The organism is Chloroflexus sp. MS-CIW-1 (genome assembly GCF_030444705.1).
GTDB lineage: Bacteria > Chloroflexota > Chloroflexia > Chloroflexales > Chloroflexaceae > Chloroflexus.
The window spans coordinates 1,321,065-1,332,494 of sequence record NZ_JAUBWR010000001.1; the positions used below are offsets into that span (position 1 = coordinate 1,321,065).

Consider the following 11,430-nt stretch of genomic DNA (forward strand, 5'->3'; position numbering starts at 1 on the left):
ATTCCTCTCACATTAGCAGTATAAAACACCGCTGAGTGCCGTCACTCACGGTTGGGCAAACGGTGCTACTATACAATGAAATCGGTTGTGTGTCTGCTAAGTGAGTTACCATTGCCTGTATGAACGAACCAATTGGTCAACGGATCGCCCGTTTGCGCAGCGAACTCGGTTAGACTCAGCAAGAGCTGGCTGAGCGGCTCGCCATTTCTCGGGTTGCAGTGTCTCATGTCGAATTGGGGCTATCGATGCCTGAAGAGCGTACCATTACGCTATTGGCCGGTTTGTTCAAGCGCGAGCCGCTACAACTCGTTGCCGGTACCGATTATCCACCGGCGCGTGCCGAACGATTACCGTTTGTTGTATGTCGCTACACTGAAGTTGAACTGCAACTTGCCCTGTTGACGTGCGATCAAGAATGGATCGCGCAACGAGGGCAAGTTGCCGCCGCTCGAGCAGCCGTCATTCTTGACGAGTGGCGCGTCCGGCTTGAACGCCTCGCCCAGGAAACGCTCGACCAACGCGAACTGGCGTTGATCGCCGCTGCTCGTCGCAGCCTGGATCGCTGATTTACAATTCACCGCGCGCAGCGGCGACTGCTTTCTGTGCACCTTCGGCCAACGTTGCTGCTGGAATGAGCTTCGATTCGGCTAATAATGCCCGTCCTGCCTCTTCATTCGTTCCTACCAACCGCGCTACCATTGGGACATTCGTTGGTACCTCTTCCAGCGCAGCAATAATGCCGCGGGCGACTTCATCAACTCTGGTGATGCCACCGAAGATATTGAATAACACTGCCTTGACATTCGGGTCAGAGAGAATGATCTGTAAGGCCGTCTTGACTTTCTCTTTGCTGGCACCGCCACCAATATCCAGAAAGTTGGCCGGCTCGCCACCTGATAACTTGATGACATCCATCGTTGCCATCGCCAGGCCGGCACCGTTGACCATACAACCAATGTTGCCATCAAGTTTAATGTACGTGATATTTGCTTCGCGAGCACGACGTTCAGCTTCGGGTTCGGCCGAGGGATCGTGCAATGCTGCCAGATCGGGGTGGCGGAAGAGACCACTCTCATCGAGCAAGACCTTTGAGTCAAGTGCGAGCAGGCTACCGTCTGCCTTTACGACTAGCGGATTGATTTCGGCCAGTGATGCGTCAGACTCAACAAATGCTCGATACAGAGCACTGGCGATCTGAGCGAATTGCCGAGCCTGCCTGCCATCGCGCAGACCAATGCGAAATGCCAGCTCGCGGGCCTGGAAGTCGAGCAGGCCCATTGTCGGGTGAGCGGGAATCTTTACAATCGCTTCAGGCTTGGTTTTGGCAACTTCTTCAATCTCAACCCCACCTTCAGCCGAGGCGATCATCATCACTCGTTTGCTGCCGCGATCCAGGATCGCTGAAAGATAGATTTCGCGTTCGTAGCTAACCGCTTCTGCAACAAGCACTTTTTCGACCGTTAACCCTTTAATGTTCATGCCAAGGATTTGCCCAGCTACCTGCTCTGCTTCGGCTGGGGTTTGGGCCAGTTTGACCCCACCTGCTTTGCCTCGTCCACCAACGTGGACCTGGGCTTTAACGACGACCGGTCCCCCGATCTGTTCGGCAATCGCACGAGCTTCTGTCGGCGTAACGGCGACTCCACCGCCGGTTACCGGAATACCGTAGCGTGCCAGCAGGTCACGAGCCTGATATTCATGCAACTTCATGCAACGTCTCCACTGCCCGAATTCGGATGCGGTTCCTTAGTCAGGAATATTCATACTGCACCGATCTTTGCAAGATAACTGTGCGCATAGTAGCACAGGGATCGTCGAGCTGTCAAACATTTTTCCTGTGCAAAGCCTGTGCATGAGATTGATCTTTGCTGTATTCCATGGGTTGTTGAGGCTTCAAAGAGTGCAACGAAATGTTTGACACTACCATGATTCCGACCGAGCATTGTTGGCCGGTCACAGGCCTCTATGCCGGTTTGCAGCGGAACCATTAAATGAATTACTCACGGACTAGTAATGCGAGCGGCCAGCGGCACAGAATATCGGCTAATGCCAGCCCTGGGCCGGTCGGATGATTGGCAGGGTTCAGATGTTCGCCGGTAAACAGATTGTAGTAACGGGTGCCGGGAGCAACCTCCGGTAGTGGTAGCCACGTTTCGCCCCATAGATCACCGACTGGTGGGATTTCACGACCACCGCTGAGGCGAGCAGTCAGCCGAGGAGCGACGACTACGACTTCCCCGGCTGTTGGATGCCGGCGGGCAAAGGCGATCACGTGTGCAGCGGCTATGCCATTGGCGTACAATGGCAGGTATGCACCAGACATGAAGAGTTCGGGGCGTTCACGGCGGAACTCAAGCGTCGTTGCTATTGTGTAGAGCTTGATCCGCCCGTCAGCGGCTGTGGTCAGTAGCTCGGCCGCTAATGCAGTGGTATCACACATTGCCCGCCGCTGACGTAACTCTTTCAGGAGCTGTGCCCGTTGCCGGAAATCAACCGGTCGCCGATTATCAGGATCGACCAGGCTGAAATCCCATAACTCACAGCCCTGGTATAAATCGGGCACGCCGGGGGTGGTCATCCGCACCAGTGTTTGGGTCAGGCTGTTAAACCTGCCAAAAAAGGCGATTCGATTAGCAAATGCGTCGAGGCTTTCAAGGAAGCGCCGCGAACGACGGGGATCAAGAATGCCGGTGACAAACCGTTGAACAGCAGCATCGTACTCGACGTTTGGATTGATCCAGCTTGTGTTGACTTTCGCCTCACGGGTGGCTTTTTCCATGTACGTCGCTATCCGTTTGGTAAAGTCGGTTAGATGTTCCATGCCCTCCCAAGTGCCAACCAGTGTCTGATAAAGGAGATATTCATCGTTCCGACTCGGTGCAGTGCCTCCCTCAATTGTGCTTCGTTTGGCATTGTTGAGGCGGCTCCAACGGATGATATGCCGTCGCCACTCGTCAGGTAGCTCGCTCAGTACGCTGATGCGCGCACGGACATCTTCACTCCGTTTGGTATCGTGAGTCGAGGTAGTTACCATACTGTGCGGCCAGCGTTGCAGGCGTTCCTGGGCTGCCTGGTGTAGTTCGGCGACATCACAACCAAAGAGTTCTGGATGCCCGCCCACCTCATTGAGGGCTACCAGACGGTTGTAGACATAAAATGCGGTATCCTCCACTCCTTTTGCCATCACCGGCCCGCTGAGCTGCTGAAACTTCATAACGAACCGTAGGACCTCGGCATGGGCTTCAGGGGCAAAGTGATGCAGATTCCGCAAGAGCAATGTCTCTTCAAGAAAATCGAAGAGCTGCGCTGCAGTGCGCGGATTTCGCCGTTTGGCCTCGTGCACCGCATGGCGAATTGCCTGTTCATCGCGCTCTCTGACAACGCCATCCGTGCTGATGTACGTTCGATAAACCGGCATCGCCGCAATCACTTCACGGATGGCAAAGGTTAGGCTGTTGAGCGTGAAATCGCGATAACGACGTGTGTGTTCGCAGAGCCGATCTAGTAAATGGCTAAGGGTGTTAACTTCACTGGCCAGCGAGACCAGCATGATCTCTTTCTTCTTGCTGTTGACCAGGTTGGCGAAGGTTGGCTGTGGTCCAACAAACTGGGTATAGAGGCGATTAAATGCGCGCTGACTGCTGCGATCAATCAATACGCCACCGATCTGATTGAGAAAATCATAACCGGTCGTGCCGGCGACTGCCCAATCAGACGGCAGTTGTTCGCCATGGCTCAGGATTTTCTCGGCTACCACGTAGAGCGGCCAGCGACGCTCTCCCCGTTCAGCTTGTGCGAGGCGTTGCCGAATTTGTTCATCTAAATCGGGTGGCGCACTACCACCAAAGCGAATTGCGGCGACGTAGCGTAGATAGCTCTCTTGCAATTGGCGAAAGTACGCTGCGGGTTGCCACAAACCATCGGGGTGATCGATCCGAGCACCGGTAGCAATGCCTTCTGCCAGTAAGCGGAGAGATAGATCGTGAGTGGTTTGCAGCACTTCGGGCAATTCGACTCGAATTGCAGCCAGATCGTTGATGTCGAAGAAGCGTCGGTAGTTGATCTCCTCAGTGGCTACCCGCCAGAATGCCAGCCGATACGATTGACGAGCGATCAGGGCATCGAGGAGGTCGAAGCTGTGGGGATCAGAAGGATTTCCGTTGTAATCGGCCAGTGCGCGCTCAATCATACGTCGTACCGGCTCGCTGGTAGACATCAGCGTTGCGATACGACGTTTCACAACTTCTTTTTCGCGATTACGCTCGATCACGCGCTCAGGTGTCGTTTCGTGACGCGACGGTAAGTAACCGATGGCGGTGATGATGCTCTGTAACTCGATTGCGTCGGGATGATCCGTTCCCAGCTCATTCAACAGATCATCGAGGCGATGGGCAAGAATGTCAGCGTAGCTCCGTGGATTAAGGGGGAAGCGATGTTCCCAGTAACCGAGACTAAAGCCACCATCATCGTCGTAGTATAACCGTAACTCGCCGCGTTCGAGAATCACGCCGTACTGATCGCCGAGTACCGGTAGCAAGACTTTCCCGTGCAATTCAGGTGGTACCGGTTCCCAGTCAATATCGAAGTAAGGAGCATAGATCGAGCTTGGCCCATTTTCCAGGACATCGCGCCACCAGACATTTCGTGGATCGCCGATTCCCATGTGGTTGGGAACAATATCGAGGATCAGGCCCAACTGATGGGCACGTAGCGCAGCGACAAGACGGTCAAACGCTTCCTGCCCACCTAATTCAGGATTGAGTTGAGAGTGATCGGTTATATCGTAGCCGTGACGGCTACCGGTACGTGGTGTGAGAATGGGTGAAAAGTAGAGATCGCTTATGCCGAGATCGGCAAAATAGGGCACGAATGTAGCAACGTCCGCAAAAGTGAAATCGGCGTTAAGCTGTAATCGGTACGTAGCGCGTGGAATGTGTGGGTCTGTATCTCTCATGGTGCTCCTGGTGGCAGGCGAAATCGTAATTTGACGCCCAACGCCCGGAACAGGCGTAGCCATGTATGGGCATCAGCATACCCTTCACCTGCCTCTGCGTTCATCTGCGGATACACTGTTTGTAATAGTGCGTAGTACGTATTTTGAGCGTGCCAGACATCAACCTCAAAAGGTAATGTCCGTGCCAGACCAACAGCAGCATCAAGCTGACTTAAGAGATTCCGGTCGCCGGGTGTGCGCTGGAATCGTTCACCAATCGAGCGGATAGTACGCGAGAGGGCATAGCTCAAGCCAGCACTATCGAGCGTTACTCCCGAACGTTGTGCTTCGCGAAGCAGACTGTTGATCCGATCGAAATCGAGCGGTTCGCTCTCGAAGAGGCGACGAAGTTCGGTGTTGATGGCAAATTCAGCAGCGATTTGAAACTCACGCGGTACTGGCATCCCCATGCTGGCCAGAAAGCGCATCAGCGGCGCATGGTTTTCATAAATCTGGCGATAGGCTGCCTCGGCTTCCGCCAGACTCGACGTGAGGATGCGTTGCAGGATTTGACGCTGCTCATCACCGAACAATAGCTTGAGCGAATACTGTTCCTGACCAAAATTCCGATCAACCATTCGGATCACGCCGGGAATATCAGCGCGCAGAAAGAGTTCGCTCAGCTCTTCAACTAATTGGCGATACGATGCTTCACCTTGATATTCTCGGACACCGCCCGAAATGTTGTGATCGCCCAGATGTAAGACGCCGAAACTGAGCCGTGTTGAATCGCCGGTGATTGTTGACTGGATACGAATTCGACCCAGGGCCAGCCGTGATTTTCCGGCTAACAACAGGTGATAATCTTCGCGATCAACCGTATAGGCGTAGATCTGTTCGCGTTCGCTGACGCCGTTGAAGAGTGTTTTCATGGCGTAGTGTGCACCTACTTTGCGAAGATTAACCATCGCCGGACGCACGTGACGTTCGTAGAGATCACGGCCATTGCCACGGGCCGGTATGTTACTACGGGCCTGCGCGAGTCGGTCGAGAAATGCCGGCTCAACATCTTCACCAAATAACTCGTGCGCCAGTTGGATGGCACGACCGGCGTACATCATAATCTGGATCGTTTCGATTCCACTCAGATCGTCAAAAAACCAGCCACAGGAGGTATACATCAGCATCAGGTGACGCTGCAATTCCATCAACTTCAATACGGCAATACGCTGGTCTTCATCGAGCCGGCCACGTCCGTGACGCCCGATAAATGCGGCCACATTCTCTGGCGAGCGATCCAGGATCACGTTGATGTAGTCGTCGCGCGCTGCCCACGGATCGAGGAGGAGGCGGCGGGCAAAGCCCTCGAAGCGTGGTGCAAGCGTATCACGTAACCAGTCGAGGGCTTGTCGTAGCGGAGCACGCCAGGCCTGGTTCCAACCCGGATTACCGCCGGTATTACAGCCACAATCGCTCATCCAGCGTCCAACACCGTGCGCGCAACTCCACGAGGTCCGTTCAATAATCTGTACTTCATGCGTTGGTCGATACTGCTGTAAATATGCGGCATAATTGGTCAGTTTCGCCAGCTTGGTCTCTTCGATATAATGCAGCGCATACGCCAGCGCCATATCACCGTGACGATGGTGATGACCGTAGGTTTCGCCATCGGTTGCGATATGCGCCAGTTGTGGCCATGGTCGCTGATCATTGAAGATACCGGCCAGGCGATTGGCAAAACCAACCCCGCTGCTCAACAGGCGCTCGAATGCGACGGCACGCGCCACCGGGCCATCGTAGAAGAAGACCGTAATCGATCTCCCTTCCGGTAACTTCACCAGATACGGCTGAGTCGGGTCGATCCGCCCCCCACTCACGTCATGCCAGATCATTTCCCCAATTTTGCGCACGTGACTGGCCTGAGTTGGCGCCAGAATCGTAAAGCGAATGCCGTGAGCGGCCATAATGTCGAGGGTTTCCAGATCAACAGCCGTTTCGGGGAGCCACATTCCTTCGGGATAACGGCCAAACCGATACTTGAAGTCTTGAATCCCCCAGACGACTTGCGTTACCTTGTCACGCCGTGAGGCCAGCGGCATAATGATATGGTTGTAACACTGAGCCATCGCCGAACCAGCTCCGAAATAGTGCTGACTCTCGCGGTCGGCAGTTAAGATTGCCTGATACACCTCCGGTGCATGCTCTGCCAGCCACGTTAGTAACGTTGGGCCAAAATTGAAGCTGATCCGACTGTAGTTATTTACAATCCGCACAATCTGGTTCTGACTATCCAGGATGCGCGAAGCTGCATTTTGTTCGTAGCACTCGGCGGTAATGCGCTCGTTCCAATCGTGATAGGGGTATGCCGAGTCTTGCTGTTCAATCGCTTCTAACCACGGATTTTCTCGCGGTGGTTGGTAAAAATGGCCGTGAATGCAAATCAGCCGCTCGGCCATATAACAACTCCATATTTGTACAGACGACTATTGCTTATGATGTCGCTGTTAACAGTACTGCACTATAGCCAGCACAGGCGACGGTCGTTCCGTTAAGGGTTGCAAACGCCGGATCGGCACTATCGAGCCGGATGTGCCATGAGTTGGCAGGAAGATCAATCTGATCTGGATCAGGGCCAAAATTGAGTACCAGACAGATCGCAGGCCATTCTACCACGATTACCCGACTCTGTATCCTGGTACGCGGCCGTTGCCGCAAGCCGGGTAGTGCCCGTCGCAGTGTTAACAGTTCGCGGTAGAAGGCTTGATGGGCTGCATGTCGCCCACTAGTACGTAAGGCCTGATTCAATTTCGAGCGCGCAAATGTTGCCGGGTCTTGCGGGTCGGGTACTTCCTGGCCTGGTGTCAGGAAACCGGCAAATTCACGTTTCCTGCCTTCACGTACACTAGCGATCAGCGCCGGATCACTGTGATCGGTGAAATATTGGAATGGCGCCGGCTCGTTGTACTCTTCGCCCATGAAGATTAACGGTGTATATGGACTAAGTAGCACAGTTGCCGCTGCCAAGCGTAGTTGCGCTTCGGTTAACGTCGCTCCCAGGCGGTCACCGAGTGCTCGATTCCCGACCTGATCGTGATTTTGCGCGAAGACAACAAACTGTTCAACCGCCAGATCGCCAGGATCGCGGCCAAACCGACGGCGGGCATGGGGCGAATATTCGCCGGCAAAGACGAAACTCCGCTCAAGTGCAGTCGCCATCTGCTCGATGCTTCCGAAACCTTTGTAATAACCACTCTGTTCTCCGGTCAACAGTGTATGGAGTGCGTGGTGAAAATCGTCTGACCAAATGCCGGTTAGGCCATACCCCCCGAGCGCCTTTGGACGAGCGAAACGTGGATCGTTCAATGGGTGCTCGGCAAAGAGATACGCCGGACGCCCCAACCGTTGGGCCTGCGCCTGAACCTGATCGGCTAGCTCTTCGAGCACATGGTAGGGTGATACATCAAAAATGGCGTGTGTGGCATCGAGACGCAAGCCATCAATGTGGTATTCACGGAGCCATTCGAGTGCGTTTTCGATGATCAACCAGCGTACCAGATCACTCTCAGGGCCGTCGTAATTTATCGCCGCTCCCCACGGTGTCCGGTAGCGGTCGGTAAACGCCGGGGGTGCAATATCCCACAGATAGTTCCCTTCCGGGCCAAAATGGTTGTAGACCACATCGAGCAAAACGGCCAGCCCGTGTGCGTGCGCAGCATCAACCAGGCGCTTTAGCCCGTTGACGCCGCCGTAGGCAGTGTGTGGCGCGTACAGATACACCCCATCGTATCCCCAATTACGCACGCCGGGAAAGTGTGCGACCGGCATTAGTTCAATCGCTGTAATCCCTAGATCGCGCAGTAATGGCAGGTAGGGGATGATCGCCTCAAAGGTTCCTTCTGGGGTGAAGGTACCGACATGAAGTTCGTAAATGACCAGATCGGCAAGCGCAACGCCTTGCCACCCTTCATCGTGCCAGACGAAGTGATGATCGATCACTGCCGACGGGCCATGGACGCCTTCGGGCTGACAGCGCGAGGCCGGATCGGGCCGCTCGCGGCTCCCATCGATCCGGTAGCGATACCGAGTTCCTGGTGGAGCGGTTGTGACGGCGTGCCAGCAGTCATAGCCAATCGGCTGCATTGGGATCGTCTGGAGCATCGGATCGAGGAGCACCAGTTCTACTCGATGCGCCGATGGCGCCCACAAGGTAAAAGCCGTTGTACCATCGGCACGGTAGATCGCACCGGGTAAGGGAAGATGAAACATTGGCGTCTCCCTTTGTCGATCTGTTGACGGTGCATTGCGCTACTCCGTAGTAAAGGGGCGGGGCCAACCCACCCCGGATACTACTTAAACCAACGTTGCACCGGTAAGAGACACGCTCTGTGTGTGGTTACGAGACCCCTTTGCGCGGTTCTCTATCCACTGTATTTTAAGAACAATGCTCCCAGCGGCGGCAAACGCAACCGTAACGAAAATTCCCGTCCATGGCTTGGAACCGCTTCGGCCATCACGCCGCCGGCATTCCCCTGACCACTCCCCCAATAGTACTCAGAGTCGCTGTTCAGGAGTTCACGCCACCAACCACCGAACGGCACCCCAATCCGATAATCTTCACGAACGACTGGTGTAGCGTTGAGAACGATCAGAATGTGTTCACCCGAACGGCTCTTGCGCAAGAAGCTGTAAACACTGGAGTCGGCATCATTGGCATCGACCCATTCAAAACCGCGTGGATCACAATCTAGCTCGTGCAGTGCCGGCTCGGTGCGGTAAAGGCGGTTGAGATCGCTGATCAAACGCTGCACTCCCTGATGCGAAGGGAACATCAGTAAATGCCAGTCGAGACTAGTATCGTGCGACCATTCCCGCCATTGTCCGAACTCACCACCCATAAAGAGCAATTTTTTGCCAGGCTGAGCGAACATGTAACTGTATAGCAAGCGCAAATTGGCAAACTTTTGCCAGACATCACCCGCCATTTTATCAAGGAGCGATCCCTTGCCGTGCACCACCTCGTCGTGTGAAAGGGGCAGCACGTAGTTTTCGCTGAACATATAGAGACCACGGAAGGTTAGCTCGTTGTGGTGAAAGCGACGATAAATCGGATCGCGGCGGAAATACTGAAGCGTATCGTGCATCCAGCCCATATCCCACTTGAAACCGAACCCTAACCCACCGACATAGACCGGACGTGAAACCATCGGCCAGGCAGTGCTCTCTTCGGCAAATGTCTGCACATCAGGATAATATTTGTAGATTTGGGTGTTCAACTCGCGCAGGAAGCTAATGGCCTCTAGATTTTCATTTCCACCATATTCGTTCGGAATCCACTCGCCGGGGCGACGTGAGTAGTCAAGGTAGAGCATACTTGCTACGGCATCAACCCGCAGCCCATCGATGTGAAACTTATCGAGCCAGCAAATGGCCGAACTGATCAGGAAGCTGCGTACTTCGTTCCGACCGTAGTTGTAAATGTAGCTCCCCCAATCGGGATGATACCCCTTGCGTGGATCGGCATGTTCGTACAGATGGGTGCCATCGAAATATGCCAGGCCGTGACCATCGGTGGGAAAATGGCTGGGTACCCAGTCGAGGATGATACCGATCCCGTGTTGATGCAGGTAATCTACAAAGTACATAAAATCTTGCGGTGTTCCGTAACGGCTGGTTGGCGCAAACATACCGGTTGATTGATACCCCCACGATCCGTAGAAGGGATGTTCGGTAACCGGCAACAATTCGACGTGGGTAAACCCACATTCCTTCACATGCTCAGCCAGCTCGTGGGCCAGTTCGCGATAATTGAGTGGACGGTTGTCCTCTTCTGGCTTGCGCCGCCACGAACCGAGGTGCACCTCGTAGATAGAAATCGGGGCGTCAAACCGATGACGCCGACCGCGTTCACTCATCCACTGCTGATCCGACCAGGTGTAGTTGCGATCCCAGACGATAGCCGCCGTCTGCGGGGCTACTTCAAAGTAACTTCCGAAGGGATCGGTCTTGTCTTCACGGTAGCCGTAGTAGCGTGAAGCGATATGGAACTTATAGCGCATTCCTTTGCTGACGTGCGGGATAAAACCTTCCCATACACCCGAAAATCCACGCTGGCGCAGCGGATTGGCGCCGGCATCCCAGTTATTCCAATCGCCAATCACGGCCACGTATTCCGCATTGGGCGCCCACACCGCAAAATAGGTACCTGCAACGCCGTCAATCGTTACCGGTTGAGCGCCAAACTTATCGTACAGTCGGTAATGGGTTCCCTGATTGAACAGGTAGATGTCATCTTCACTGAGAATGCTGGTCATCATCGCTCGTGTTGCTGCTGAGGGTTCTTCACCGCCGGCCATCGGTGAGTCTGATGCGGTTGCAACCGTTGTCGGCACTGTATCCTCACCTGGTACCCGCTGTTTACGACGGGGTCGTTTTGGTTGTTCGGTATCACTCATCGCAAGCTCCTTGTAGATGTTCGGTAGTTCACCGTTGGCTTAGTA

6 protein-coding genes are annotated in these 11,430 nt (G+C 54.4%); 1 reads left to right on the forward strand and 5 read right to left on the reverse strand.

The window, feature by feature from the left end:
- Positions 1 to 245 precede the first annotated feature (245 nt).
- Positions 246 to 566 carry a hypothetical protein gene (locus tag QTO31_RS05250; RefSeq protein WP_301429462.1) on the forward strand — a complete coding sequence of 107 codons (321 nt, stop codon included), beginning with the start codon at positions 246 to 248 and terminating at the stop codon, positions 564 to 566.
- A 1-nt stretch (position 567) separates the two neighbouring features.
- Here QTO31_RS05250 and sucC read toward each other — a convergent pair whose 3' ends face one another.
- The 5 genes from sucC to glgB all read right to left on the reverse strand — a co-directional run bounded on the left by sucC (position 568) and on the right by glgB (position 11,385).
- Positions 568 to 1,710, reverse strand: coding sequence for an ADP-forming succinate--CoA ligase subunit beta (gene sucC, locus QTO31_RS05255; protein ID WP_031458279.1), 1,143 nt, complete (start codon positions 1,708 to 1,710; stop codon positions 568 to 570).
- Positions 1,711 to 1,996: 286 nt separating this feature from the next.
- Positions 1,997 to 4,954: a malto-oligosyltrehalose synthase gene (locus QTO31_RS05260; protein ID WP_301428361.1), complete on the reverse strand. Its 2,958-nt coding sequence runs from the start codon at positions 4,952 to 4,954 to the stop codon at positions 1,997 to 1,999.
- Positions 4,951 to 7,389: a DUF3536 domain-containing protein gene (locus QTO31_RS05265; protein WP_301428362.1), complete on the reverse strand. Its 2,439-nt coding sequence runs from the start codon at positions 7,387 to 7,389 to the stop codon at positions 4,951 to 4,953. The genes QTO31_RS05260 and QTO31_RS05265 overlap by 4 nt, the downstream gene beginning before the upstream one ends.
- Positions 7,390 to 7,423: 34 nt before the next feature.
- Positions 7,424 to 9,199, reverse strand: coding sequence for a malto-oligosyltrehalose trehalohydrolase (treZ, locus tag QTO31_RS05270; protein ID WP_301428363.1), 1,776 nt, complete (start codon positions 9,197 to 9,199; stop codon positions 7,424 to 7,426).
- A 152-nt stretch (positions 9,200 to 9,351) separates the two neighbouring features.
- Positions 9,352 to 11,385 (reverse strand): 1,4-alpha-glucan branching protein GlgB, encoded by a 2,034-nt coding sequence (gene glgB, locus QTO31_RS05275; RefSeq protein ID WP_301428364.1) that lies wholly within the window; start codon positions 11,383 to 11,385, stop codon positions 9,352 to 9,354.
- Positions 11,386 to 11,430: the final 45 nt, after the last annotated feature.